The organism is Streptomyces sp. NPDC026515 (assembly GCF_055567595.1).
The window spans coordinates 88,978-115,050 of the sequence record NZ_JBVHQD010000003.1 but is presented as its reverse complement, the minus strand read 5'-3'; the positions used below and the strand labels follow the sequence as shown (position 1 = coordinate 115,050).

Sequence of the window (26,073 nt, the reverse complement as noted above, 5' to 3'; positions counted from 1 at the left end):
GTGCCGGCGCTTCCGCGCACAGCGCCCTGACCGAGGCGGGCGTGGAGGTCGCGTGGTCGCCCTCCGGATTCGTCCGCACCCACCAGAGGACCATCACCGTGGACACCGCCAGGTCGCTGGTCCTGACCGGCGACCTGACCTCGCCGTACTACCCGACCGGCCGGGACTAGGGGGTGTTCACCGACGACACCCGCGAGGCCCGGCCCCATGAACATCAGCGGCAGCTCCCTGTCCACGTTCGACGGCGACTGCCGGGGCGGCACCGCCGCGTAGCGCCCGGGCCGCCGGAAGAGCGGGCCGGGCGGGCACGGCGCGCACCGGGCGGTCCTGCCCGTACCTCCGCGGCCGCCCCCGTACATCCGCTCGGCGGGCACCGCGGCTCGCCCGGAATCCGCTGGTCAGCACCGATCGCCGCCGATCTATGCTTCTGGGAGCAGGAGGTTCGCCGGACCGTCGAAGGAGAGGACGCCCGGGTACGGCGACGCTGCTCGTCCGGTATCCGCACCGTGTCCGTCTCTCCCGAGGAAGCCCCGTTGAACTTCTGGTCGATCTATGAGCACGGCTTCGCGCGTGTCGCCGCGTGCACCGGCCACACCGTCATCGCCGACCCGCGTGCCAACGCCGAGGCCGTCCTGCGCCAGGCCCGCCGCTGCGCCGAGGACGGGGTCGCGGTGGCCGTCTTCCCCGAGCTGGGACTGACCGGCTACTCGATCGAGGACCTGCTCCTCCAGGACGTGGTGCTCGACCAGGTCGAGGAGGCGCTCGCGACGGTGGCGGCCGGTTCGGCCGGACTGCTGCCGGTCCTCGTGGTCGGTGCCCCGCTGCGCCATCGCAACCGGATCTACAACTGCGCGGTGTTCGTCCACCGCGGCCGGATCCTCGGTGTGGCGCCGAAGTCGTACCCGCCGACCTACCGGGAGTTCTACGAGCGCCGGCAGATCGCCTCGGGCGACGACGAGCGGGGCGGCAGCATCCGGATCGGCGGCGAGTCCGTGCCGTTCGGGGTGGACCTGCTGTTCGACGCGGAGGACGTCCCCGGTCTGGTGCTGCACGCCGAGGTCTGCGAGGACATGTGGGTGCCGGTGCCGCCGAGCGCCGAGGCCGCACTGGCCGGCGCGACCGTGCTGGTGAACCTCTCCGGCAGCCCGATCACGGTCGGCCGTGCGGAGGACCGCAAGCTGCTGTGCCGCTCGGCGTCGCAGCGCTGTCTGGCCGCGTACGTGTACGCGGCGGCCGGGCTCGGCGAGTCGTCCACGGACCTGTCCTGGGACGGCCAGACGATGATCTACGAGAACGGCGCGCTGCTCGCCGAGACGGACCGGTTCCCGCTGGACGACCAGTACGCGGTGGCCGACGTGGACCTGGACCTGCTGCGCCAGGAACGGGCCCGGATGGGCTCGTTCGACGACAACCGGCGCACCCACGCGGCCCGCACCGGCGACTTCAGGACCGTACCCTTCCGGCTCGACGCGCCGGCCGCCGACCTGGGCCTGCGCCGCAGGGTCGAACGCTTCCCGTTCGTGCCCGCCGACCCCGAGCGGCTCGCCCTGGACTGCTACGAGGCGTACAACATCCAGGTCGCCGCGCTCCAGCAGCGGCTGACGGCGATCGGCGGTCCGAAGGTCGTCATCGGGGTGTCCGGCGGCCTCGACTCCACGCACGCGCTGATCGTCGCGGCCCGGGCGATGGACCGGATGGGACGCCCCCGCACCGACATCCTGGCCTTCACCCTCCCGGGCTTCGCCACCGGCGAGCACACCAAGGGCAACGCCCACCGGCTGATGGCCTCGCTGGGCGTGACCGCCGCCGAACTCGACATCACGCCGACCGCGCGGCTCATGCTCAAGGAGATGGACCACCCGTTCGCGGCCGACGAGCCGGTGTACGACATCACCTTCGAGAACGTGCAGGCCGGGCTGCGCACCGACTACCTCTTCCGGCTCGCCAACCAGCGCGGCGGCATCGTGCTGGGCACCGGTGACCTCTCCGAGCTGGCGCTCGGCTGGTGCACCTACGGCGTCGGCGACCAGATGAGCCACTACAACGTCAACTCCGGTGTGCCGAAGACGCTGATCCAGCACCTGATCCGCTGGGTCATCAGCAGCGAGCAGTTCGACCCGGAGACCGGAGAGACCCTCGCCGCGATCCTCGACACGGAGATCAGCCCCGAACTGGTGCCCGGCGAGGAACTGCAGTCCACCGAGTCCAGGATCGGCCCGTACGCGCTGCACGACTTCACCCTCCACCAGGTGCTGCGGCACGGGTTCCGGCCGTCGAAGATCGCCTTCCTGGCCTGGCACGCCTGGCACGACAGGGAGGCGGGAGTCTGGCCGCCCGGCTTTCCCGAGTCCGACCGCCAGGCCTACGACCTGGCCGCGATCCGGCACTGGCTCGACTACTTCTGCCGCCGGTTCTTCGCCTTCGCCCAGTTCAAGCGCTCGGCCATGCCGAACGGCCCGAAGGTCTCGGCGGGCGGCTCCCTGTCCCCCCGCGGCGACTGGCGCGCCCCGTCGGACGGTTCGGCCACGGCCTGGCTGCACGACCTGGAACGGGTACCCGAGGCATAGCGCCGCCGCCCGCGACGTGGCGTCCGCCCTGTGACCACGCTATGGTCGACCGTGCGCGCGGCACTCCGATCTCGGGTGGCGCGCGATGCGTTGGTGGTCCAAGGAAAGACGCCCCACTTCCTGTGGGGAGATGCAGGTGCAAGGCCTGCCCGGCGCTCCGCCCGAGAGCCCTGCCCCCCGATCCGTCGGGGGCGGGGCTCTTCGCCTGTGCCCACCCGTGCCGGTGCGCGCGGCTTTCGGCGGCCTCCGCAGGTGCTCTGATGGGCACACCTTCCACCGCCACCCGGAACGGGCCTCGGGGCGCGACAAAACGCCAGCTCAGGGCGGAGTTGCCGGCCGGTCGTCGGTCAGGACACCGGTTGCGGCGTCCCGCGCGCCTTTCAAGGGTGGGTGAAAGGACAGCAGTCTCGAAAGGAACCCCATGCGCGCCCTGCCCTCCCGCGGCCTCCTCGTCGGCCCCCCTGGTCCGCGCCGCCCTCGTCTTCGGCCCGGCAGCCGCCTCAGCCGCCACCGCCGAGGCGGGCCCAGAAGCCTCGGGAACCGGTGCCGCGCAGTCGGCGCCGGAGCCCGGAACCGACATCGTCTCCCTGCTGGACCGCGTCGAAGCGGTGGACACGACGCGCTACGGCCCCGCCCTGACGCCGCTCCTGGACACACTGCCCACCTGATCGGGGCGAACGGCACCGCCGTCGACGCGTCCCGGGCCGCCGCCTACGCCAAGGACGTACGCGAGGGGAGCGCCGCTCTCCAGAAGCGGCTGACGGAACTGCGCACCGGCACCGAGCGTTCGGCCCGGGCGGCCGATCCCGTCGGGGACCTGGTGAGCGCCGTCCAGGCCGCCGTCAGCAAGCTGCTCGGCGCCGTGTCCGCGCTGCCGTCGCTGCCCGCCGTACCGTGAACGAGTGATCGTCGGCAACCGTGACCCGCCGTCGCCGCGCCCCGCAGCGGGGACGCCGCGGTGGCGAGCCCGTTCGGCACCTGCGGGTCAGTTCCCGCCCCAGCCGGGGACCATCGGCAACACCTGCTCAGCGACTCGTTCGAGAGCCGTGTCGTCGGGCGGTACGTCGTCCTGCCGCCAGATCGCGACCTCGAACGTGCCCTTCCCGTCGTCCTTCGCGTGCTTCGAGACCAGGAGGCAGCGCGCCGTGCCACCGGGCCCCGTGCTCGCCTTGCCACCGCCGAGGCTGAAGCCGATGGAGATGGTCGGGCTGGCGTAGAGGACGGCCGGGTGCCCCAGCACGGTCGTCCTGCGCGCGTCCCCCATCAGGCCGCCCGCCTCGGCGACGGACAGATCGTCGTAGGACGCCGACAGCTTCACGGAGTACGTCTTCAGGGTCACCGTGGCCTCCGGCGAGGGGATCTTCGTGCCCCCGGCGAGCGTGATCCAGTCCCCGCTGCCGCCGGCGGTCTCGGCCTGTTCCTTCGGTGTCCCCAGCAGGGCCGGGAGATCCGGGCGGTTCAGCGCCTCGCACAGGCGGGCGCCCGACACGTAGCGGGCCGGCAGCCGGTCGGTCGACTTCGAGCAGGACGCCGGTTCGCCGCGCGCGTCCTGCGGGTGGACGAAGGCCTTCTGCGCCCACAGCACACCGACCACCCCCAGGAAGACGGCCACCGCCGCGATCGCCTGGACCGCCGGTCTGCCCTGCTTTTCGGGCTCGCTGAAAACCTCGGTCATGCCCCACCCCCGCCGTGCCTCCCCTGTGCGCCCGTGGAGCGTAACCGACGTGCGCCGTACCGACGTTCACAGGACCGATGTTCACGGGGATGGCACGGACGGCCCGGTCCTTCTCGGTGGCTGTGACGTCCCGGGGCGGTGTTTGATGTCAGCAGCACGCGCCGGGCCGGAGGAGACAGGGGTGGACACGGTGGCCGACGGACGGGTCGTCCAGGCGGGCGGGAGCGCCCTGGTGGTGCGTCGCGCGCCGCGGGACCGGACGCGCGCGGCGGTGCTCGTCCTGCACGGTGGGCAGGAGAACGGGCTCAGGCCCGCTCGCCCCTGGCAACCGGCGGCCCTGCGCATGCGCCCTTTCGTGAGCGCCGCCGCGTCGGTCTCCTCACCCCGCGACGTACTGGTCGGCCAGGTGCGCTACCGCTACCGCGGCTGGAACGACGACGCCGACCCGCTCCAGGACGCCCTGCGCGCCCTCGACGAACTGCGCGGCCGGGCCGGGGACGTCTCGGTCGTACTGGTCGGGCATTCGATGGGCGGCCGGGCCGCGCTGCGGGCCGCGGCCGACCCCTCGGTGCGCGGGGTGCTCGCGCTCGCGCCCTGGTGCCCGCCCGGCGACCCCGTGGACGACCTCGCCGGGACGCGGATCGTCGTCCTGCACGGCGACCGGGACCGGGTCACCGAGCCCGCCGGGTCGGCCGCGTACGTGCGGCGGGCCCGTGACTCGGGTGCGCAGGCAGGAATGGTGCTGCTCAGGGGCGGGGATCACGCGATGCTCCGCCGCAGCCACGACTGGCACCGGGCCTCGGCCGCCGCCGTCCGCCGGCTGCTGCGCCCCGAACGTGACCTGGAGGGCTGGACGGCCGAGGCCTGCGGGGCCGAAGCGCCGCTTCTCCGTTGACCCGCGTCCTGATAAAGTGCCGCGCCCCCACGCGGCATCCACTCCGAGGACGGCTGATGTCGATCACGAAGTTAGTCACACTTGTCAAGTACCTGACAGTATTGCTGATGGTTCTCGCCCTGTCCGGCACCACGCCGGCGACCGCCGCACCACCGACCGCAGGGCCCGCACCGGCCGTGTCCGCCACCGGTACCTGGCAGGCACCCCTGTCCACCCGGGGCCGCTACATCGTCGACGCCGCCGGGAACCGCTTCCGCCTCAAGGCCGGGAACTGGGACGGCGCCCAGGGGTCCTGGACCGGAAGCGGAAGCATCGCCGACCCGGCCAACCACCACGCCGGCCAGGACTCCTACGGCATCCCCCTGGGCCTGGACCGCGCCTCCCTCCCCCAGCTGCTGGCGGACTTCCAGGCGCTCGGCATCAACAGCATCCGGCTGCCGTTCTCGAACGAGATGATCCGTACGACGGCCCCGGTACCGGACGCCGCCGTCGCCGCGAATCCGCAACTGCGCGGAGAGACCCCCCTGGAGGTCTACGACGCCGTGGTGAGCGCCCTGACCGGAGCGGGCTTCGCCGTCATCCTCAACAACCACACCAACACCTCCCGTTGGTGCTGCGGCGTCGACGGCAACGAGCGCTGGAACAGCAGCCAGTCGACCCAGCAGTGGGCCGACGACTGGGTCTTCATGGCCCGGCGTTACGCGGCGAACCCACGGGTGGTGGGCGCCGATCTCTACAACGAGGTACGCCGTGACGTCCTCGACGACCCCAACTGGGGCCTGGGCGACAACCATGACTGGTACGCGGCCGCCCAGCTCGCCGCCGACCGCATCCTCACCGAGGCGAACCCGAACCTGCTGATCGTCGTCGAGGGCATCAACTGGACCGGGATCCCGGTGGACGGCTTCGCGCACGACCGCCCCACCCTCGCCCCCGTCCGCACCCTCTCCCACACCCTGGTGGACGCGCACAAGCTCGTGTACTCCGCCCACTTCTACGGCTACACCGGCCCCCACCACAGCGGCGCCACCGGCATCGGCGAGACCAGCGACCCGCGCTACCAGGACCTCTCCCGCGACGAGCTGTACCAGGTCCTGGCCGACCAGGCCTTCTTCGTCACCACCGAAGGCAGGCACTACACCGCGCCGGTGTGGATCAGCGAGTTCGGCATCGGCGCCGGCGAGACGGGCACCGCCGCCCGCACCTGGTTCGGCAACATCACCGACTACTTCGCCGACCACGACACCGACTTCGCCTACTGGCCGCTGGTCGGCTGGGAGGGCCACGACGACTGGGCGCTGCTGCGCTACGACACCGCCGGGCACCGCTCCGGCATCCTCGACGGCGGCGACTGGCGTGCGACGGCCTGGGCCCACCTCATGGACTCCCCCGGCCGTACGGGTTACGTCGCACCGGGGACGACCTGGCGGATGCTGGCCACGGACCACGGCGACGCGGTCGAGTCCCGGCGCGTACGGGCGGGTGGCGACTGGGACTCGGGGGCCTACAAGGCCGTCTGCCCCGACGGGCTGCGGCTGACCGGCCTCGCGCACTCCGGCGGACGCGGCCTGTGCACCGACGCGACGGCCGGTGACCTGCGGGCCGCGGGCAGCGGCCAGACCGTCGTCACCGACGAGCGGTACGTTCCGGCGGGCGGCGACTGGGCCTCCGGGTACACCAAACTGCAGTGCCCGGCGGGCCAGTTCGTGATCGGGTACAGCCGCCGCGGGGAGCGGGTGTCGGCGGTGCTGTGCGTGCCCGCGCGCGCCGCGATCGGCGCGAACGGCCGGACGGTGTGGTTCGACCGGTCCGACAACCGCCCCGCCGACGGGGCGGGCGACGACTTCGCCTACGGCGCCTACAAGGGCCAGTGCGCGGCCGCCGAATACCTCGCCGGGGTCGCCTTCACGACCCGGGTGGGCAGCACACCGGGACCTGCCGCCGTACTGTGCGCACCGCTGCCGTCCTGACCTCGAGCGCCGCTTCCACGACCCGGCTCAGGGCACGCGGGCGAGCCCGCCGCCCTGGGCCGGCAGGGTCAGGCGGTCGTGGTGCCCGGGCGAGCCGGGGTTCTCCTCGGTGGCCGTGAGGATGGACTGCTGGAGGCGGCGCAGCCGCCCAGAGGGCTCCAGGCCGAGCTCTCTGACGAGGAGGGCGCGCAGCTGCTGGTAGACGTGGAGCGCCTCGCCGCGCCGGCCCGAGCGGTACAGGGCGAGCATGAACTGGGCGTGCAGGTTCTCGTGGGAGCGGTAGCGGCTGGTCAGGACGGTGAGTTCGGCGAGCAGTTCGCGGTGCCTGCCGAGCCGCAGGTCGGCCTCGATGCGCTGGTCCAGTGCGCACAGCCGGCCCTCCTCCAGCCGCCGGGCCTCCATGGCCAGGTGGGCTCCGGTGTGGACGTCGGCGAAGGGCGGGCCGGTCCAGAGGTCCAGGGCCTGGCGCAGGGTGCGGGAGGCACCCGCGAAGTCCTCGTCGTCCATGGCCCGGCAGCCCCGTTCACGGAGCCGCTCGAACTCGTGGATGTCGCTGCCGCCTCCTCCTGAAGCCAACAGGTAGCCGCCCGGCAGGGTGGTGAGGACGTCCTTCGCGGACGGCGCGTCCGCGCCATCGGGACCGGCACCCTGGCGCAGCGCCGTCGCGATGTGTTCCCGGAGCTGGAGGACGTAGGTCTGCAGGGTGGTGCGGGCACTGCGCGGCGGGGCGCCCGCCCAGAGTTCCTCGACGAGGGCGGGGACGGGCACCACCTGGTCGGCGCGGAGAGCCAGCAGGGCCAGCACCTGGCGGGGCTTCGCCGCGGTCGGGGCGATGGAGACCCCGTTCTCCCGCACGTTCAGTGCGCCCAGCAGCCCGATGTCCACACGCGTCTCCCTGAACCTCTCACCTGACACTCCGCCAGTAGAAAACAGCGCAACCGGTCTGTCAACAGACCGTTCGCCGGCCCGCCCGCGGCTGAGGGCCACCAGGTGCCGCAGCGCTCCCCGGAAACGCCGGACTGCCCGCTCCACGTCGCCTTTTCAACAATTCCCGGGACTGGTCGACCCCGACCGGACGGTTCGGGGCGGCCGTGAGCCGTGCGGGCTTCCCGTCCGAAGAACAGCCCGAACGAAGCCATCCGGTCGGTTATGTGACCATGGATCGGCTCAGCGCCTCCGGCCGCGGGATTCGGCGGGAAGGGTGAGGAGGACGATCCCCAGCGCCGGCACCGCCAGTCCGCACCAGGAGACAACCGGCAACCGTTCGCCCAGGACCGCGTCTCCCAGGACGGCGGCCACCACGGGCTCGGTCAGCGTCAGGGCCGTGGCGAGATGCGCGTTGGTGTGCCGCAGGCCGTATCCGAAGAGCCGGTGGCAGAGGAAGGTGGTGACGGCCCCGAGCTGCAGGACGACCAGCGCGCCCCGTGGTGTCGGCAGCCACGCGGAGCTGACCGAGCTGACCCCGATCCCGTGCGACGTCTTCGTGCGGTACGGGCAGTGGGTTCCGCAAGCGCTATGTCGGCGAGGTGGAACCGGCCCGGGTGACCGCCGTCGGGCGGCCCGCGCCCGGGGCCGGCTTCGTGGTCCGGTCGGACGACGGACAGGAGACGGCGGCCTCGGCCGTCGTGGTGGCGACGGGTCTGAACGGACTCGCCCATGTCCCGGACGAGTTGCGGCACCTCGCACCCGAGGGGCCCGGCCTCCGGGCGCCGGTGTCGCACACCAGTCACCACACCGATCTGTCCGCGTGCGCGGGCCGGAGGGTCGCGGTCGTCGGCGGCGGCCGGTCCGCGCTGGAGAGTGCCGCGCTCTGCACGAGGCGGGCGCCGAGGCTCAGGTGCCGGTGCGTGAGCGGAAGGTGCTGTGGGGTATGCCCCCGGACCTCGCCCGGCCGTGGACGCAGCGGGTGGCCAAACCGGCCTCGCCGCTGGGCACGGGCTGGATGCTGGCCGGGGTCTGCGCGGGGCCGGACGGTGTGCGGTGGTGTCCGGCGGCGGCCCGGCCGCTGCTGTTCCGGCGCCGCGCTCGGCCCCTCGGGCGGCTGGTGGTTGCGGGAGCGGGTGGCGGGTGTCGTACCGGTGCACACCTCGCGCCGGGTCACCGGGGCGGTCCTCTCCGGGCCGGTGGTGCGCCTGGACGTCGGCGGCCCCCGGGGCGAGCGCGAGTCCCTCACCGTCGACCACGTGGCGGCCACCGGCTACCGGCTGGACCTGGACGCCCTGCCGTTCCTGTCCCCCACGGTGCGTCGCGTGGTGGCCTGCGTCCCGGGTTCGAGGGCTCCCGCGCTGCGGGGCACGTTCGGGTCGTCGGTGCCGGGGCTGTACTTCACGGGCTCGCTCGCGGCACCGATGTTCGGGCCGATGATGCGGTTCGTGGCGGGGACGGAGTTCGCGGCCGTCCGGACCGCCCGGCACATCGGAATCTCCTGGGCAGGGGAATTAGGTTGCGACGGGACCGGTGAGCCCGGTGAGCTGGCTCCATGGACGGTGCCGTGGAGCGGGTGCGACGGCCGGGGCCGGCCGGTGACCGCGTGCGTGTGCGGCGACCGGCCAGGTGGCACCGGCCGGCGCTGCTCGGCGCCCTCATGCTGGCCGCGTTCACCTTCAACACCGCCGAGAACCTGCCGGTCGGCCTCCTGGAGGCGATCTCCGCGGGTCTGCGGGTGTCCCTGCCGGCGGTCGGTCTGCTGGTCACCGGTTACGGCCTGACGGTGGCCGTGGCGTCGCTTCCGCTCGCCCACGTCACCCGGGCCCTGCCCCGGCGTCATGTGCTCACCGGGCTGCTGGCCGCGCTCGTCGTCTCCAGCACGACCGCGGCTCTGGCCACCTCCTACTGGCAACTGCTCGTCGCACGGCTGCTGACCGCGCTCGCCCAGGCGCTGTTCTGGGCGGTACTGGGACCGGTCGCGGTGGATCTGTTCGCGCCCGGGGTCCGGGGACGGGTCGTCGGGGCGCTGTCCGTCGCCGGTTCGCTCGCCCTGGTCCTCGGTGTGCCCGCGGGTACCTGGCTGGGCCGCCACGGCGACTGGCGGACGCCGGTCGCCGCGCTGGCGGTGCCGGGACTCGTCTCGCTGATGACGATCGCGGCACTGCTGCCGACGTCGCGCCCGGAAGACGCGCCCGCGGCCCACGGGAGCCGCCCCGACACCCGCCGGTTCGCGACGGTGCTGGCGGCCGGGACGCTGTCCGCCACCGGGGCGTTCGCGGGATACACCTACATCGTGACGTTTCTGCGTGACGTGAGCGGATTCCCGGCCGCCTCGGTCGGCTCCCTGCTGGTTGTCTTCGGGGTGGCGTGTCTGGCGGGCGCGGCCGTGACCGGGGCGCTCCTCGACCGCTTCCCGCAGTCCGCGCTGACCTCCGCCGTGGCCGTCCAGGCGGTGGGCCTGCTCGGCCTGTACGCGGCGGGCGGCCGGCCGGTGGCGGCGGTGGTGTTCCTGGTCCTGACGGGCGGAGCACTCGGACCGGTGTTCATGGCCACCCAGAACGCGATGCTGCACTGCGCGCCGGGCCGCACGGACCTCGCCCTCGCGGCCAACTCCGGCCTCTACAACGCCGGTATCGCGGCAGGCGCCGCACTGGGCGGCCTGCTGCTGCCACCGGCCGGGGTCCGGCCGGTCTTCCTGGCGGGCGGCCTGCTGACCGTCGGCGCCTGCGCGGTCCTGTTCGGCGAGCGGGCTGTCAGCCGCTGCCCGGCTCGAGCCGGGCGTCCGGGTTCCCCGGCCCTCGTCCGGGCCCGGAGGACCGCGGCCTCTCCGGTCCGGCGGTACGACCAGTCGGCGCGGCCGTGACCGTCACCGGGGGATCACCGCCGTGGAACCGTTCGGAACGTCCCCATGGGTGGGCTCCGAGGAGTCCGGTGCGCCGGACGAGGGCGGGTCGTCCTCGGTGGCCGTCAGCACGGCCTGCCGGATCCTGCCCACCACGGCCGAGGGTTCCAGGCCGAAGTCGTGTACGAGGGTGGTCCGCAGGCGCTGGTACGCGGCGAGGGCCTCGCCGCGGCGGCCCGAGCGGTGCAGGGCCAGCATCAGCTGTCCGCACAGGCTCTCGTGGGTGGGGTGCCGGCTGACCAGCACGGTGAGTTCGGCGATCAGCTCGCGGTGCCGGCCGAGCCGCAGATCGGCCTCGATGCGCCGGTCCAGCGCGCACAGCCGGCTCTCCTCCAGCCCCCTGGTCTCGGCGCGCAGACAGTCTCCGGCGCAGACGTCGGCCAGGGCCGGGCCGGTCCACAGGTCGAGCGCGGTACGCAGCGACCGCGCGGCCGCGCGATGGTCCCCCACGTCCATCGCCCGGTACCCGGCCCTGGTGAGCCGCTCGAACTCCCAAAGGTCACTGGTGCCTTCACCGCTGTCGAGCAGATAGCCGCCGGGTACGGTACGCAGCACCTGTTTCGGGCTGCGTCCGGAACCGTCGCCGCCCGTCGCCGCCGACGTCCCGGCGATGAGCTCACGCAGGTGCATGACGTACGTCTGCAGCGTGGGGCGTGCGCTGCGCGGTGGCTGTCGCCCCCAGAGTTCCTCGGTGAGCGTCGCGACGGTCACCGCCCGGTCGGCGTGCAGGGCGAGCAGGGCGAGCACCTGACGCGGCTTGGCCGCGGTCGGTGTGATGGAGACGCCCCTCTCGCGCACGTCGAGCGTGCCGAGTATGCCGATGTCCACGCCGTCCCCCTGGCCGTCCGCCCCTCGGGTGCTCCGAGGCGAGTCCCGGGCACCCGAGTCAAAAACGGCATGGGCGGTTTGTCAAACCGAACCCCGCCGCCTTTGTCGGCTCTTGACCGACAGTCAGGAGTCGGACAGCGCGGCGCCCGCGAACTGGCCGCTGCGTGCGGACAGTTGCGGAAGCACCAGCGACCAGAACTGCTCGGCGTGCTGGAGCGAGATCCGGTCACGGTCGGCCGCGCCGAGCACCTCGAACCCGACCGTCGCGGCCACTATCACCGCGGCGACCCGGTCAGGCGAGACCCCTTCGGCCAGCTCACCCTGACGCTGGGCCCGCACCAGTTGATCGCACACCCAGGTACGCCACCAACAGCCGAAGCCCATGCCGTTCTTGCGGGAGGGGTCGAGGCTCAGCCTGAAGCCCGCACGGACGACGACATCGGTGGCGACCATGACCAGCAGGTCCCGGGTGACGGCGACCAGCAGGTCCAGCGCGGAGGCGGCCGACGGGCGCCGGTCGGCGGCCATCTGCTCGATGTTCCGCCGGGCCAGAGCCTCCACCTCGACGGCGAGAGCGTCCTTGCTGGGGAAGTGGAAGTGCAGCGCTCCGGCACTGACTCCGGCCCGCCGGCTGATCGCGGGCAGTGAGGACAGCGCGTATCCGTCGTCCGCGAAGGTCTCGGCGGCGGCATGGACGAGGGCCTGGCGGGTTCGGGCCGCCCGGAGCTGCTTGACCATCGCGATCCCCCTGTTGGTCCGGGCGAATCCGGAGTTGGACGGTCCGATTCCCCCTGGGCCTGCAACATTCCGATTCGAGAACCCTAGCAAACAGCACGCTGAGTAGGTTTGGCAGAGCGCAGAGTGCGGGCGGGAGGAGCGGGTGGCCCTTCCCGGTCGTCGGGAGACGGCGCTCCCTGCGGACAGCGAACCAGGCGGATGGTTCGGTTCCGAGGCGGGTCAGGCCTCGGTCGCCACCAGTGATTCCTGCCGCCGACGCTCGACTTCCTCGACGACCCGGGCGCCCCGGTCGGGCGCGGTGTCCAGCCGGATCAGGGCCGCGGGAGTGGCTATGGCCGGCAGTACGTGGTTGTAGAGGACGGAGATGCGGTCGTTGAGATCCGTCCAGTCGGAGACCACCTCGGACATGAACTGGGTCCCGATCCAGGCACCCAGGAAGCATTCGGCGGTCTCCCGGGGCGTGACGTGCGGCAGTACCTCGCCGCGTTCCTTGGCCTCCACCAGTTTCTCGGTCACCACCTCGGTCCAGGCGGGCCAGGCGCTGCCGAACAGCGAACGGCCCTGGAGGTCCGCCGACAGCCGTATACCGGCGAGGAGGATGACCTCCTTGGGGATGCGGTGGGCCAGCGTCATGCCGATGTCCACCCACTCCTGGAGCTTCAGCTCACGGGGCACCCAGTAGTCGTCGCTGATCTGAGCGTTGATCACGCCTCGCGCGAGGGCTTCCTTGGAGTCGAAGTGGAAGTAGAGGGCGCCCTTGGTCACTCCGGCCCGCTCGAGGATCTCGGCGATCGTCGCCGCCGTGTACCCGCGCTCGGCGAAGACCGCGGCTGCGGCCTCGACAACAGCGCGGCGGGTCCGAATCGCACGCTCCTGACGCGCCATGAGGACCCCTCCTCGGTCAAAACAAAACCGGACGTGACGTACCTTACCCCAATCGGGGGTCGGTATTTCGGCCGCACAGGACCGATTCCCGGTCGGTCCCGCGCCCGCGCCGGGGCGTCGGCACGGGACTCGTCGGGCAGTTCACCAGGCGGTGCGCCCGCCGTCCACGGTAAGTGTGGCACCCGTGACGAAGCTCGCCTTGTCACTGCAGAGCCAGGCGGCGGCCTCCGCGACCTCCTCGGGGTCGGCGGCGCGCGCCTGCGGGGCGGAGCGGTAGGCCCGTGCCTCGTTCTCCGGCGACTTGGCGAACCAGTCGTCGATCATCTCGGAACGGGTCAGGCCCGGGGCGATGGCGTTCACGCGGATGCGGTGCGGGGCGTACTCGACGGCGGCGGCCTTGGTCAGTCCGATCACCGCGTGCTTGGAGGCGATGTAGGGCGCGGCCGTCGAGGAGGCGACCAGGCCGCCCACGCTGCTGGTGTTGACGATCGAGCCGCCCCCGGTCTCCAGCATCGCCGTGATCTCGTGGCGCAGGCAGTTCCACACACCCCGCACGTTGGTCTCGGTCACCCGCTCGTAGTCGGCGTCGCCGATGAGGTGCATCGGGGTCTTCGGCAGCGCGACGCCCGCGTTGTTGAAGGCGGCGTCGAGACGGCCGTAGCGCCCGACGGTGAACTCGACGGCCCGGCGCACCTCTTCTCCGTCGCGTACGTCCAGAGAGCGATGACTCGCCTCGGCGCCCCCGGCGCGCAGCTCGTCGGCGAGGTCGCGCAGCTTGTCCTCGCGGCGGGCGGTCAGGACTACGGTGGCACCCTGCCGGGCGAACACCCGGGCGGCGGCCGCGCCGATGCCGCTGCTGGCACCGGTGATGAGGGCGACCCGGCCCGCCAGTGCGGCACCTTCCGCTGCGGTCACCTGGTCACCTCCGGGGCGGTGGAGAGGGAGTCGGCATCATGCCAGAAGACGTCGAGCCCGGCCTCCCGGTCGAGGGTGCGCAGGCGCTCTTCGTCGATCTCGGCGAGGCCGCCGACCAGGTGCCGGACGCCGAGTTCACGCATCAGCTCGCGCTGGAAGCCGTGCTCGAAGGTGCTGGGATGACCGACGAACGGAACGTCCAGCTCCTTGGCGTGACCGGCGAAGCGGGCCACGTCGTCGATGAAGAGGACCTGGTGGCGGCCGAGACCGAAGCGGTCCTCGCCGATCTCCCGGATACCGGGGCGGAAGTCGTTGGTGCAGATGTAGTACGGAGCGGTGAACAGCTGCTCCCAGGACCCGAGATGGCGGCGGAAGTGGTCCTCGTCGAGGCCGCCGTAGCAGATGACGTCCAGGCCCGCGGCGCGCAGTCGGTGCAGGAGTTCCTCGGCGCCGTCGAGCGGGTGGACGGGGTGGGCCCGCAGGTAGTGCTCGCGTTCCGCGAAGTAGTCGGCGATCGCGTCCTGTTCGCTCACCTCGGCGCCGGTCTCCTCCAGCAGCACCCGGGCGGCGGCGAGGCGGGACTGCGAGAAGAGCCGCTGCTCCAGCTCCCGCGTGTACGTGCCGCCGTACTTGAGGACGAGGCGGTGCAGGACGGGGCTGAAGCTGTCGTTGAGCAGGACGCCGTCGATGTTGACGGCGGCGAGGCGCAGGGTGCGCAGTGGTTCCATCGGGTCTCCCTCTCGCAGGCCGTTCGAACATCATGCAGGGGCCGTCGGTGCCGGCGGCGGGCCGGGTGGTCCGGCGGTCGGCGAACTCCCGGGCAGATGGCCGAAAGAGACCGCTGGACAGGTTTTGATCCAGGCCGCCCGGACCCCTCACCCGCCGGTAACCGGCCCCCGACATCTGCCAGTTAGTCCGTTTTTCGCCGTGCCTCCGACGTGATTGAGCGCAAAAATACTTGGCCAAACCACCACGGAGCGGAGTCATGCATGGATCGAGTCCCACCACGCTTGGTGAATCCTTTACCTTGTGGCCGACCCGAGAAAACCGGTAGGTCCGTATCTTATAGGCGTCGAACAGAGCTTCAGCCAACGAAGAGCTTTCCGACGGGGGGTTGTCGATGAGCCTGTCCGCCAGCGAGATCGGAGTCGGTCTGCCCGTACTGCCCCGGTTGACCACCACGGTGCCCAAGGAGTATGTCCACCGGGCGTCCCTGGCCGAGGTGTTCCTCACCGGGTGTACCGCGCAGGACGACGGGCTGCGGTTCTCCCTCACCGGACAGTGGCCGCGCGCCCACACCTTCTTCAACAGCGCCGACGGCTCCAGCCATGACCCGCTGCAGGCCGCGGAGACGTTCCGGCAGGCCGGCATGTTCGTGACGCACGCCGAACACGGTGTACCGCTCGGGCATCACTTCGTGCTGTGGTCGCTCAGCTGCCACACCGATCCGGAGCAGCTGCGCATCGGCTCCCGGCCGACCGACTTCGAACTCGAGGTGACGTGCCCGGACACCGCACCGCGCGGCAGGGCGTCGGCGCGCCGGATGGGCATCGGGTTCGCGCTGCGCAGGGACGGCCGGCCCGTGGCCCACGGGGACGGGCTGTACTCCATCGTCACGCCGGCCGTCTACGCGCGTCTGCGGGCCAGCCGGCCGGGACCGCGTGCGGCTTCGGTGGACCCGGTGATCGCGGCCGACCCGATGGAACCGTCCGTGGTGGGCCGCACCTCTCCCGCCGACGTGGTGCTGACCCCCACGGACGCGCCCGACCGATGGCTGCTCACCCCGGACCTGACCCATCCGATCCTGTTCGACCACGGCGGTGACCATCTGCCCGGCATGGTTCTGCTGGAGGGTGCCCGCCAGGCCGCCTGCGCCCGGCTGGCACCCCGCGCGCTGATACCGGTGAGCACGTCCACGACCTTCGACCGCTACGTCGAACTCGACAGCCCGTGCTGGGTGGACGTGACCGGGGTGACCCCCGAGGACGACGGCACGGTGACCGTGCAGGTCGTCGGCCGACAGGCCGGCGAGACGGTCTTCACCTCCACCGTGCACGGTCCCGTCGTCGGCTGAGGGCGTCGCGAAACGGCCGCTGCCAGCCCCCCTTCGGGACCCGGCAGCGGCCGCGGCCGTAGGATTTTCAGCGGCGGTGATCCCCCAGGTGGCGGTCACCACCCACGTGGCGGTCACCACCCACGTGGCGGTCACCACCCACGTGCCGGTCACCACCGTCACGGCGGTGCAGACCCCAGGAAGCGGAGTCCACGAAGCGCCCGTGGTCATTGCGCAGGGTGACGGTGTCGCGGTCGTGGTTCAGCACGGAGCGGGTCCTGTCCTGGTACACGTCCCTCATGGTGTCCCAGCCCTGCCCGGTGTGGACCCGGACGGTGCCGTGGCCTGCCAGCCAGAAGTGCCGGAAGGTGTAGCTGTGGCCGTCGGCGTCCGACAGCGTCCAGCCGCTCAGGTTCACGTCCCGGCGGGCGGTGTTGGTGACGTCCACCCACTCCCGGTTCAGGGCGCGGCCGGCATAGACCGCGCGTCCCTGCAGGTCGTGCTGGACGGCGCTGATGACGACCGCGTCACGGTGCGCGGAGTGCGGAGCAGCGGCCACGGCGGGCAGGGTCGCGGCGCCCACGAGGGCGGCCGCGACGGCGGTGGCGGAACCGAGACGGCGGGCGGTCGCGAAGACGGTAACGGACACGAGGTCCCCCTTTACGGGGTTCGGGCACGCCCCTCCGCGTGCGGCGCGAAGCCGCGGTCCGCGAGGGGGTGTGTGGTGCGGTGCGACGGCCGGGCGGCCGCGCAGTCACACATTGCAACGGGGTGGCGGGACACGTCGGGCACACATCACGCCCATTACCGATCTATCGCTTTCCCATGACTCTCGACTGTAACGTCCATTTATCAAGTGAATACACCGATTTATCGCAAGATGGGGCCCGCAAGCCGTGCGATCAACGGGCCCCAGGACACCTCACCCGCGCCCGGGGTGCCCCGCGAACGGGGCCCGCTCACCCGAAAGTGAGTAACAGTCAGCGGCCGACCGGGGCACCGCAGGATGATCTTCTGGTCGTCGTATGGAATTCCTCGATCGGCCGGCCACGACCATGGCTCGGGGAAAGCGTTTGCCACTAGGTTTCGGCGTGCCATTTGGCATGCCCACACCCTCTCAGCGCAACCTCCCCGTAGGAGACACCCCCATGCGCAGACTCGTTGCCTGCCTGGCGGCCGCGGTGGCCGCCCTCGGTGGGCTCACGGCGACGGCCGCTCCGGCCGCGGTGGCCGGAGCGGGCACGTTCAGCGTGCTCACGTACAACGTCGCCGGGCTTCCGGAGTCGCTGTCGAGCGCGTCCACACCGCGCGACACCAGCACCACCGAGATCGGCCGGCGCATCGCGCCGTACGACATCGTCAACGTCCAGGAGGACTTCAACTACCACGCCTACCTGTACGCCACGGACACCCATCCCCACCGCACCGCGACCAGTGGTGGCGCGGGCATCGGCAGCGGGCTCAACACGGTCTCCGACCACGCCTGGGACGGCGACGACTTCGAGCGCGTCGGCTGGAACTCCTGCCAGCTCGACTCGGGTGACTGCCTCACCCCCAAGGGCTTCACCTTCATGCGCGAGCGGCTCGCCGAGGGCGTCTACGTCGACTTCTACAACCTGCACACCAACGCGGGTACGAACGACGGCGACGAGGCCTCCCGGGCCGACAACCTCAGCCAGCTGACGTCGTTCATCGGCACCCACTCGGCCGGGAACGCCGTGGTGGTCATGGGCGACACCAACACCCGGTACACCCGCAGCGCCGACACCATCGCGGAGTTCGCCTCAGCCAACGGCCTGACCGACGCGTGGGTCAAGCTGATCCGTGGCGGCACCGCGCCGGCCAAGGGCAGTGACGCCCTGGTGTGCGACCAGAGCGGGGCCACCGTGCCCAACACCTGCGAGGTCGTCGACAAGGTCCTGTACCGCGGCAGCAAGCTGGTCACGCTGAACGCGACCTCGTACGCCAACGAGCACGCCGAGTTCCTGAACGACGACGGTCTGATGCTCTCCGACCACGACCCGATCACGGTCGGCTTCTCCTGGTCGCAGAACCCGGACTTCCAGCTCGGCGACCAGTTCGGCGGTCCGCACGGCGACTACTACCAGGACCTTCCGAGCGTCCCGGCCGCCGCCCGCGCCACCGCCGTCTCGCTGCGCGCGGGCTCCCGCGTCGACCAGGTCGGCATCACGCTGGGCAACGGCACCACGCTGGCCCACGGCGGTACCGGCGGCACTGCGTCCTCGCTGACGCTGGGCAGCGGCGAGTACGTGACCACGGCGTACCTGTGCGAGGGCAAGCACAGCAACACCACCCGCATCTTCTACGCCAAGTTCACCACCAACCTGGGCAACACCCTGGCCGGTGGCACGACGACCTCGGACTGCGTGACCCGCACCGCGCCGACGGGCTGGCAGATCGCCGGCTTCCACGGCCGCTCCGGTGACGAACTCGACAAGGTCGGCTTCATCTACACCAAGCGCTGACCGCGTCCGGCAGGCCGGCGAACGCCACGAACGGTTCGCCGGCCGGCCCGGTCCTGCCCCCTGCCGGGGACAGCGCTTTCACCGTCTCCGACGGCACCCCGCCGTCCCGGACGCCGTTGCGGTGGCGGCCGCACGGGACGGCCTGCTGATCGGCGGGCTGGGGCTGACCGACGCCGGGGGGCATGCCCCGGAGTGCGGGACGTCCGGCAGGCCGTCGGGCTCGCGTGTCAGGCGGTGAAGCCGCCGTCGACGTGGATGGAGGCACCGGTGGACGTAGGAGCCGTCCGCACTCGCCAGGTGGGCGACGGTCGCCGCGATCTCGGAGGCTTCCGCGCAGCGGCCCAGAGACGTGAGGGCGGCGATCGCCTCGGCATCGGGTCCGCCGGCAGGATCGGTGTCGATGCCGGTGTCGGTGGGGTCGGGGTGCACCAGGTTGACGGTGATTCCCGGCGGACCGAGTTCCCGGGCCAGACCCTTCGTCATCCCGACCAGTGCCGTCTTGCTCATCGAGTACAGCGCCAGTCCGGGGAAGACCGCTCGCTCGGCGACAGTGCTGCCGATGCTGATGATGCGGCCGCCCTGACCCTTGTGCCGCAGTGCAGCCCGGGACGCCACGTACGGCCCCCGGACGTTCACCGCCAGGGTGCGGTCGATCTCCGCCGGCCCCAGGTCCTCGAGCGGGCCGGGGAGGGTGAAGACGGTGCGCAGGAAGAAGGCGCCGCCCTGCTGATCGTCGGAGTACCGGTCGAGGGAGACGATGTCGGCGCCGTGCCGGATGAGGACGGCGGTGAGCGCCGCGACGATCCCGCCGGCCTTGGCGAGCTTCGGGATCCGCACCCTTTGCCTGCGCCGGGAGCACGGCTCGACCGGTTCGCGGCCACCGTTCGTTGCCTTGCGGCAAGCGCTGACCGTTCGCACCGTCGGACGGTGTCCGGACACAGGAGATCGCCCCAGTGGTACGTGCGTTGACCACCGATGGTTTTGATTGAGCTTTGTACCGCTTCACTGGAAATCGCTTCACCCAAACACCGGTCACACTCGATCGCCGGGTGTTAGAACTTGGCCACAGAGCGTCGGGCCGTCAACGGCCTCGCGCACCCTCTCCGGTGTGAAGTGGAACGACCTTGCCCAAGTCCAGATCCCTGACCGGCAACTGGCGCGTCGCCAGACGCCTCCAGGCCATTCTGCTCATCCCCGTGCTGGTCGCTCTCGGTCTCGGCGGGGTCCGGGTGAAGAACTCGGTCGACACCCTTCGGGACGCCGACGACGCGGTGCGCGTGGCTGAGTTGGTGCAGGCGGCGAACGCCTACGCCAGTGACGCCATCGACGAACGGGACGTGTCCGTCATCCCGCTGCTGAAGGGCGAACGGAACGCGCCGGCGGTGGCGGCGGCACGCCGGGGGACCGACGCGGACGCCGAGGCGTTCGACCGGGCGGTGGCCCGTGCGCCGAGGACCGCGGGCCTCGTCAGGCGGATCGAGCTGGTCCGGGCCGGCGAGGAGCAGCTGCCCGCGGTACGGGCCAACGCGTTCACGGACCGGCTGACCGGGGTGCAGACGGAGGAGAGCTATCACGCCGTCCAGCACCCGCTGATGGAGCTCTCCAACGAACTGGGCTTCGGCAGCAGCAACCAGGCCAGCTTCGGACGCACCCTCTACGCCATCTCCCTGACCCAGGCGGCCGAGTCCCTGATCCGGTCCATCGGCACGCATCTGCTGGTCGAGGACCGCAGTGCCCTCGCGGAGGGCGAACTGCCCACCCAGCTCGGCTCGTTCAGCTCGTACGCCTATCTGGAACAGGTGGCGCTCCAGGAGTACGCGGGAGCCGGCACCGCGCAGGACATGACCCGGCTGCGGACGGCGCTGGCGAACGCGGAGAAGAAGGGCGCGGAACAGACCGCCGAGGCGGCCGAGGCGGCCAGGGCCGCCGGGCGGACGTTCGTGGCTCCGCCCAAGCTGGCGGCGATGATCAGCGAGATCGCCGGCGGGAAGCCCACCGAGCAGCTGGCCGCGGAGGGCATCACGCCCGAGTCGTTCTTCGCCGCGTCCACCCTCGCCTTCGACGCCTGCCGGAGTATCGAGGTCCATCTGACCGACACGGCGCTCGCCGACGCCCGGAGCATCGCCGCGGACGCGAAGACCGACGCGATCACGAACGGCTCGCTCGCGCTCGGTGCGGTGCTGGCGGCGCTGCTGCTCGCGGCCTGGGTGGCCCGCTCCATGAGCCGGGGGATGCGCCGCCTGAGCGCCTCGGCGATGGAGATCGCCGAGCAGCGGCTGCCGGCGGTGATCACGCAGCTGTCCCTGGCCGTGCCCGGACAGGTGGACACCAGGGTCACACCGATCCCGATCACCACCACCGACGAGATCGGCGAGGTGGCCCGGGCCTTCGACCACGTGCACCGGGAGGCGGTCCGGCTCGCCGCCGAACAGGCCCTGCTGCGCGGCAACATCAACACGGTCTTCACCAATCTCTCCAGCCGCAACCAGTCGCTGGTCGAGCGGCAGCTGGCCCTGATCACCGATCTGGAGGAGCGCGAGGCGGACCCCGAGCAGCTGGCGAACCTGTTCAAGCTGGACCACCTGGCCACGCGGGTGCGGCGCAACGGCGAGAACCTCCTGGTGCTCGGCGGTGAACGCCCCGCCCAGCAGTGGGACCACCCGCTCCCCCTGGTCGACGTCCTCCGTGCCGCGGCCTCCGAGGTCGAGCAGTACGAGCGGATCGAGCTGTCGGGCATCCCGGAGGCCGAGATCCACGGCCGGGCCGTCACCGACCTGGTCCATCTGCTCGCCGAGCTGCTGGAGAACGCCACCGCGTTCTCCTCACCGCGCTCGAAGGTCCGGGTCACGGCGTCCCGGCTGCCGGACGCCCAGACCATGATCGAGATCCATGACAAGGGCATCGGCCTGATGCCCGAGGACTTCGCGCTGATCAATCACAAGCTGGCCAACCCGCCGACCACCGACGTCTCCGTCTACCAGCACATGGGCCTGTTCGTGGTCGGCAGGCTGGCCGACCGGCACGGTGTCCGGGTCCAGCTCCGCCCGGCCGCCCGGGAGTCGGGGACGACCTCGCTGGTCATGCTGCCGGGCACCGTCCTGTGGCGCGACGGCGCGGCGTCCGACGCCGACACGCTGGCCCTGGCCACGGTCAGGTCCGGCGCCAGGTCCGGCACCGCCACCGGCGTCGAGGCGCTGCTCGCCAAGGAGCCCGCCGACCCGTTCGGCGGCCACGAGGCGTGGCAGGACGGCATCCCGGCACCCGCTCCGGGCACACCGTCCGAGGCGGCCGGCCCGCCCGGGGCGCCCGCCCCGTCCGGACGGTCCCGCCGGGCCTCCAGGCGTGCCCGCCGTACCGCCGGGGACGGCTGATCCGGGCAGCAGGGTCAGGGCGGTGCGGTCCGCAGGGCCCGCACCACCGCCCAGACGACGGACACGAACGGCACGGCCACGACGGCGCCGATCACCCCCGCGACGATGCTGCCCGCGATGACGGAGACGGCGACGACGAGGGGGTGCAGGCGCACCGCCCAGCTCATCACCAGGGGGTGCAGCACATGCCCCTCCAGCTGGCCGATGACGACGATGAGCACGAGAACGCCCACGGCGGTGAGCGGGCCGCGCCCGGCCAGCGCCACCACGGTGGCCACTCCCAGGGCGACCGGTGAGCCGACCAGCGGGACGAACGCGGCGAAGAACTCCAGCAGGGTCAGCGGCAGCGCGAGCGGCACCCGCAGCACCACCAGGGCGATCCCCACGAGTACGGCGTTGACGGCGGCCACGATGATGATGCCCCGGGTGTACCCGGCGAACGTCCGCCAGGCGGCGTGCCCCGCCCGGTCCCATGCGCTCCGGGCACCGGCGGGCAGCAGCTCGCGGCTGGTCCAGGTCCACAGCCGTTCGCCGGAGTTGATGAAGAAGACGGAGGCGAAGAGCGCGAGGGCGCCCCCGGTGATCAGTTCGACGACCGTACCGAAGCCGCTGAGCGCCTGGCTGGCCAGGTTGGAGCGGTGGGCCTGGATGTAGTCCACGATCTGCTGCTGGAGGTGCGACAGGGCGCCCGGCCCGAGCCGGAAGGGCGGGCGCTGGAGCCAGACCTCGATGCGGTGGATGCCACCGCGGAACTCGTCGGCCAGCGTCGCCGACTCCTGGGCGACGGCGTTGCCGACCAGGGCCAGCAGTCCGAAGAACACGCAGATGCTGCCGACCAGGCTCACGGCCACGGACAGCGGCCTGGGGAGCAGCCGGTTCAGCAGGTCGGTGACCGGGCGCAGCACCGAAGTGACGACCAGACCCAGGAAGAGGGCGACGGCGATCAGCTGGAAGCGGCCCAGGACGATGAAGACGCCGTAGACGACGATGCCGAGCACGAGGAGCCGCCAGGCGTAGGCGGCGGCGACCCGCAGGCCGGGCTCGACGACCGCGCTGACCGAGGCGGAGGCATGCGGATCCCGGGTGCGTCCGCGGATCCGCACCGCGCGGGTGGAGCGGGTGCTGCGCCCCGCGCCGCGCGCCCCGGGTGCCCGGCCCCGCCCGGCTGCCGGTCCGCCCGCACCCGCCACCGCGCCTCCCGTTGCCGGCCTCCGTCACCTCGGGTGCACGTACGAGCACCTCCTGTGCACGTTAGGGGCAGCGGGGGCGGTCGGCGGGGTGCGCTGGGCCAAGGGGGTCAGTGGCCCGCCGTATCGGTGACGGCCGTACGGGCGGCTCGTTCGACGAGCTTCACGCCGTCCGGCATGGACGCGCTGCCGTTGGAGAGGACCGCGACGAGGTAGTGGTGGCGGCCGGCCGTGACGCGTCCGACGCTGTTGATGTCCCACAGGTCGGTGGTGGTACGCATGAGCCAGCCGTTCTTCAGCGCCCATCCGGAGTCGGCGGCCGCCGAGACGCCCCAGGACTGATCCGCGGAGATCTGGGTCATCAGGGTGGCGATGCGGTTCCGGGACGCGGTGTCGAGCGGCGTGCGGCCGGAGCCGAAGATCGTTTGCAGGAGCCGTATCTGATCGGCCGCCGTGGTCCGGGTGAGCCCCCAGCGGCCCTGGGTGCCGGGCGTGGTCGAGGTCAGCCCGAGCCGCTTGTTCGCGGACGCCAGGCCGGGGGCGCCGCCGATGGAGTGCCACAGGGCGTTGGCCGCGTTGTTGTCACTGTCGCGGATCATCACCTGCGCCAGGGCGGTCTCCCGCGCGGTGAGGGCCCGCTGATGGTCACGCGCATGGAGCAGCAGCGAGGCGAGGATGTCGACCTTCACGATGCTCGCCGTGTCGTACGGCGTGTCGTCGCCGTAGACCGCGGGTTCCCGGCCGCTGCCGTCCAGGTCGAGGACGGCGGCGGTCACACGTGTCTTGGCCGGTGCCTGCACGGCCGTACGGAAGGTGGCGGGGCCGGAACCGGAGGTGGCCGCCAGGGCAGCCGGCACGGCGCCGGTCAGCAGGGTCACCACCGTGGCCGCGACGGCGAGGGTGCGGTTGAGCATGCGGGGGCCTCGGCAGTTCAGGTCGGAGGGACACAGAACTGCGAACATAGACAAAATGCCCGGTCGGCGACGTGACCACCGCCACGAAACGGGCGGTTCGGGGCACATTGTGAGGAGTGCAACAAGGCGGCGGACGAGGCGGGATCCGGGGTGCGGAACACGGATTCCGCAGGCCTCATCCGGTCCTTTTCGGGGGAAGAATGTGATCAGAGTGACGGACCGACCCCTGGGAGGTGCCATGGGCACATCGGCGGAACCGCGGGTGAGCGGTCTGGAGGTCCGGTCCATCGACTACGTGCCGCTGGACGAGCGGCACGGCAAGCTGTGGCATCTGGGTCCGCTGTGGTTCATGTCGAACGCGCAGATCGCCACCCTGGCCGTGGGGCTGATCAGCATCACGGAGGGCGGCAATCTGATCTGGTCGCTGCTGGCGATCGTCGCGGGCACCGTGATCGGCACCTTCTTCATGGCCTTCCACTCGGCGCAGGGGCCGCAGCTGGGGCTGCCGCAGATGATCCAGTCGCGGCCCCAGTTCGGCTATGTCGGGGCGTTGCTGGTGTGGCTGTTCGCGTATGTGCAGTACGCGGGGTTCAACGTGTTCAACACCAGCCTGGCGGGTGAGGCGCTGGACTCCACGATCCACGGCGGCGTGAAGCTGTGGGTGATCGTGGTGACCGTGGTCGCGTTCGTCATCGCCCTGGTGGGCTACGACATCATCCACAAGGCCGAGCGGTTCCTGACCTACACGTTCCTCGTCATCTTCGGCATCTTCACCGTCGGCGTCCTGGTCACCCTGCACTATCCGCCGGGCTCCTTCGACCTCGGGGGCTTCAAGTGGACGCCGTTCCTGGCGCAGTTCGGCGTGGTCGCCGGCTACCAGATCAGCTGGGCCATCTACGTCTCGGACTACTCCCGCTACCTGCCGCCGGACGTGACGGTCCGCAAGACGTTCTACTGGACCTACTTCGGCTCCGCGCTCGGCGGTATCTGGCTGATGGTGCTCGGGACGCTGCTGGCCGCCTGGGCGGGCGACAGCTTCGACACGATCCCCTCCATCAACGCCGCCGGCGACAAGGTCTTCGACGGGTTCGGCGCGATCGTGCTGCTGTTCGCCGCCCTCGGTCTGATCTCCGTCACCGCACTGAACATGTACGGCGGTTCACTGACGCTGATCAGCGCCATCGACTCGTTCAAGCGGGTGCGGCCGACGCTCGGAGTCCGCCTGGTCACCATCGGCGTGACCGCGGCCCTGTCCCTGGTGGGCGCACTGGCCGCGACCTCGAACTTCCTGACGAACTTCAACAACTTCCTGCTGCTGGTGCTCTACCTGTTCATCCCGTGGACCTCGGTCAACCTGATGGACTACTACGTGGTACGCCGCGGCCACTACGCGATCGCCGAGATCTTCAAACCGGACGGCATCTACGGCCGTTGGGGCTGGCAGGGGATCATCTCCTACCTGGTCGGGTTCGCGGTCATGATCCCGTTCTTCTCCGTCGGCACGCTCTTCGTCGGCCCCGCCGCCAAGGCCCTCGACGGCGCCGACATCTCGCTGTTCGTCGGGCTCCCGGTCTCGGCGCTGCTGTACTGGTGGCTGACCCGGTCGATCGACGTCGAGGCGGAGACCCGCATCGCCGAGGCCGAGGCGGCGGCCCTGGAGCAGGCGGCCCACGAACACCGTGAGCCGTAGGGCTCCCGGGAAACGCGGCCGCCACCGACCGGACGCAGTGGCCCCCGGGTCCAGCCCGGCGGATCACGCC

General features: G+C 71.6%; 23 protein-coding genes. 10 read left to right on the top strand and 13 right to left on the bottom strand.

Going from position 1 to position 26,073, the window contains the following annotated elements; genetic code table 11:
• The first annotated feature begins 41 nt into the window (after window positions 1–41).
• The 3 genes from ACZ4O3_RS06570 (at window position 42) to ACZ4O3_RS06560 (ending at window position 3,465) form a co-directional block, all read left to right on the top strand.
• The gene (locus ACZ4O3_RS06570) at window positions 42–170 is read left to right on the top strand and encodes a phospholipase D-like domain-containing protein (protein WP_362730358.1); all 129 of its coding nucleotides are present in this window, start codon (window positions 42–44) and stop codon (window positions 168–170) included.
• Between the two features lie 363 nt (window positions 171–533).
• Window positions 534–2,567 carry an NAD(+) synthase gene (locus tag ACZ4O3_RS06565; RefSeq protein ID WP_362729828.1) on the top strand — a complete coding sequence of 678 codons (2,034 nt, stop codon included), beginning with the start codon at window positions 534–536 and terminating at the stop codon, window positions 2,565–2,567.
• A gap of 421 nt (window positions 2,568–2,988) precedes the next feature.
• Complete coding sequence (locus ACZ4O3_RS06560; protein ID WP_467721432.1) at window positions 2,989–3,465, top strand: hypothetical protein; 477 nt, start codon at window positions 2,989–2,991, stop codon at window positions 3,463–3,465.
• An 87-nt stretch (window positions 3,466–3,552) separates the two neighbouring features.
• Here ACZ4O3_RS06560 and ACZ4O3_RS06555 read toward each other — a convergent pair whose 3' ends face one another.
• Window positions 3,553–4,242 carry a DUF6215 domain-containing protein gene (locus tag ACZ4O3_RS06555; RefSeq protein WP_467721431.1) on the bottom strand — a complete coding sequence of 230 codons (690 nt, stop codon included), beginning with the start codon at window positions 4,240–4,242 and terminating at the stop codon, window positions 3,553–3,555.
• Window positions 4,243–4,387: 145 nt separating this feature from the next.
• Between ACZ4O3_RS06555 and ACZ4O3_RS06550 the strand changes: the two genes are divergently transcribed.
• The gene (locus ACZ4O3_RS06550; protein WP_467721430.1) at window positions 4,388–5,137 is read left to right on the top strand and encodes an alpha/beta fold hydrolase; all 750 of its coding nucleotides are present in this window, start codon (window positions 4,388–4,390) and stop codon (window positions 5,135–5,137) included.
• Between the two features lie 107 nt (window positions 5,138–5,244).
• The gene (locus ACZ4O3_RS06545) at window positions 5,245–7,107 is read left to right on the top strand and encodes a glycoside hydrolase family 5 protein (protein WP_467721659.1); all 1,863 of its coding nucleotides are present in this window, start codon (window positions 5,245–5,247) and stop codon (window positions 7,105–7,107) included.
• Between the two features lie 27 nt (window positions 7,108–7,134).
• Here ACZ4O3_RS06545 and ACZ4O3_RS06540 read toward each other — a convergent pair whose 3' ends face one another.
• From ACZ4O3_RS06540 to ACZ4O3_RS06530, 3 genes are all read right to left on the bottom strand, one after another.
• Window positions 7,135–7,992 (bottom strand): AfsR/SARP family transcriptional regulator, encoded by an 858-nt coding sequence (locus tag ACZ4O3_RS06540; RefSeq protein WP_467721429.1) that lies wholly within the window; start codon window positions 7,990–7,992, stop codon window positions 7,135–7,137.
• Window positions 7,993–8,274: 282 nt separating this feature from the next.
• Window positions 8,275–8,793 (bottom strand): DMT family transporter, encoded by a 519-nt coding sequence (locus ACZ4O3_RS06535; RefSeq protein WP_467721427.1) that lies wholly within the window; start codon window positions 8,791–8,793, stop codon window positions 8,275–8,277.
• A gap of 511 nt (window positions 8,794–9,304) precedes the next feature.
• Window positions 9,305–9,523, bottom strand: a complete 219-nt coding sequence (locus ACZ4O3_RS06530) for a hypothetical protein (RefSeq protein ID WP_467721426.1) — start codon at window positions 9,521–9,523, stop codon at window positions 9,305–9,307.
• Window positions 9,524–9,691: 168 nt separating this feature from the next.
• Between ACZ4O3_RS06530 and ACZ4O3_RS06525 the strand changes: the two genes are divergently transcribed.
• Window positions 9,692–10,897: an MFS transporter gene (locus tag ACZ4O3_RS06525; protein ID WP_467721658.1), complete on the top strand. Its 1,206-nt coding sequence runs from the start codon at window positions 9,692–9,694 to the stop codon at window positions 10,895–10,897.
• A gap of 3 nt (window positions 10,898–10,900) precedes the next feature.
• Here the strand turns inward: ACZ4O3_RS06525 and ACZ4O3_RS06520 are convergent, their stop codons facing one another.
• From ACZ4O3_RS06520 to ACZ4O3_RS06500, 5 genes are all read right to left on the bottom strand, one after another.
• Window positions 10,901–11,764 (bottom strand): AfsR/SARP family transcriptional regulator, encoded by an 864-nt coding sequence (locus tag ACZ4O3_RS06520; protein ID WP_467721424.1) that lies wholly within the window; start codon window positions 11,762–11,764, stop codon window positions 10,901–10,903.
• Window positions 11,765–11,887: 123 nt separating this feature from the next.
• Window positions 11,888–12,502: a ScbR family autoregulator-binding transcription factor gene (locus ACZ4O3_RS06515; protein WP_362727533.1), complete on the bottom strand. Its 615-nt coding sequence runs from the start codon at window positions 12,500–12,502 to the stop codon at window positions 11,888–11,890.
• A gap of 219 nt (window positions 12,503–12,721) precedes the next feature.
• On the bottom strand, window positions 12,722–13,387 hold the full coding sequence (locus ACZ4O3_RS06510; protein WP_362727535.1) for a ScbR family autoregulator-binding transcription factor: 666 nt from the start codon (window positions 13,385–13,387) through the stop codon (window positions 12,722–12,724).
• 141 nt (window positions 13,388–13,528) lie between these two features.
• Window positions 13,529–14,302, bottom strand: coding sequence for an SDR family NAD(P)-dependent oxidoreductase (locus tag ACZ4O3_RS06505; RefSeq protein ID WP_362727537.1), 774 nt, complete (start codon window positions 14,300–14,302; stop codon window positions 13,529–13,531).
• Entirely contained in the window at window positions 14,299–15,030 is a 732-nt protein-coding gene (locus ACZ4O3_RS06500) for an HAD family phosphatase (protein ID WP_467721422.1), read from the bottom strand. The genes ACZ4O3_RS06505 and ACZ4O3_RS06500 overlap by 4 nt, the downstream gene beginning before the upstream one ends.
• A 392-nt stretch (window positions 15,031–15,422) precedes the next feature.
• Between ACZ4O3_RS06500 and ACZ4O3_RS06495 the strand changes: the two genes are divergently transcribed.
• The gene (locus tag ACZ4O3_RS06495; RefSeq protein WP_467721421.1) at window positions 15,423–16,376 is read left to right on the top strand and encodes a ScbA/BarX family gamma-butyrolactone biosynthesis protein; all 954 of its coding nucleotides are present in this window, start codon (window positions 15,423–15,425) and stop codon (window positions 16,374–16,376) included.
• Between the two features lie 67 nt (window positions 16,377–16,443).
• On the opposite strand, the gene ACZ4O3_RS06490 is transcribed toward ACZ4O3_RS06495, so the two are convergent.
• Window positions 16,444–17,004: a lamin tail domain-containing protein gene (locus tag ACZ4O3_RS06490; RefSeq protein WP_467721419.1), complete on the bottom strand. Its 561-nt coding sequence runs from the start codon at window positions 17,002–17,004 to the stop codon at window positions 16,444–16,446.
• Window positions 17,005–17,503: 499 nt separating this feature from the next.
• On the opposite strand from ACZ4O3_RS06490, the gene ACZ4O3_RS06485 reads away from it, so the two are divergent.
• Entirely contained in the window at window positions 17,504–18,841 is a 1,338-nt protein-coding gene (locus ACZ4O3_RS06485) for a jacalin-like lectin (protein WP_467721417.1), read from the top strand.
• A gap of 78 nt (window positions 18,842–18,919) precedes the next feature.
• Here the strand turns inward: ACZ4O3_RS06485 and ACZ4O3_RS06480 are convergent, their stop codons facing one another.
• Window positions 18,920–19,678 (bottom strand): SDR family oxidoreductase, encoded by a 759-nt coding sequence (locus ACZ4O3_RS06480; protein WP_467721416.1) that lies wholly within the window; start codon window positions 19,676–19,678, stop codon window positions 18,920–18,922.
• A 287-nt stretch (window positions 19,679–19,965) separates the two neighbouring features.
• On the opposite strand from ACZ4O3_RS06480, the gene ACZ4O3_RS06475 reads away from it, so the two are divergent.
• Entirely contained in the window at window positions 19,966–22,212 is a 2,247-nt protein-coding gene (locus tag ACZ4O3_RS06475) for a sensor histidine kinase (protein ID WP_467721414.1), read from the top strand.
• Window positions 22,213–22,226: 14 nt separating this feature from the next.
• Here ACZ4O3_RS06475 and ACZ4O3_RS06470 read toward each other — a convergent pair whose 3' ends face one another.
• Together ACZ4O3_RS06470 and ACZ4O3_RS06465 are read right to left on the bottom strand one after the other, a co-directional pair.
• On the bottom strand, window positions 22,227–23,402 hold the full coding sequence (locus tag ACZ4O3_RS06470; protein WP_467721412.1) for an AI-2E family transporter: 1,176 nt from the start codon (window positions 23,400–23,402) through the stop codon (window positions 22,227–22,229).
• A gap of 107 nt (window positions 23,403–23,509) precedes the next feature.
• Window positions 23,510–24,313 (bottom strand): serine hydrolase, encoded by an 804-nt coding sequence (locus ACZ4O3_RS06465; protein ID WP_467721411.1) that lies wholly within the window; start codon window positions 24,311–24,313, stop codon window positions 23,510–23,512.
• A 238-nt stretch (window positions 24,314–24,551) separates the two neighbouring features.
• On the opposite strand from ACZ4O3_RS06465, the gene ACZ4O3_RS06460 reads away from it, so the two are divergent.
• Window positions 24,552–26,003, top strand: a complete 1,452-nt coding sequence (locus ACZ4O3_RS06460) for a purine-cytosine permease family protein (protein ID WP_467721409.1) — start codon at window positions 24,552–24,554, stop codon at window positions 26,001–26,003.
• Window positions 26,004–26,073 lie beyond the last annotated feature (70 nt).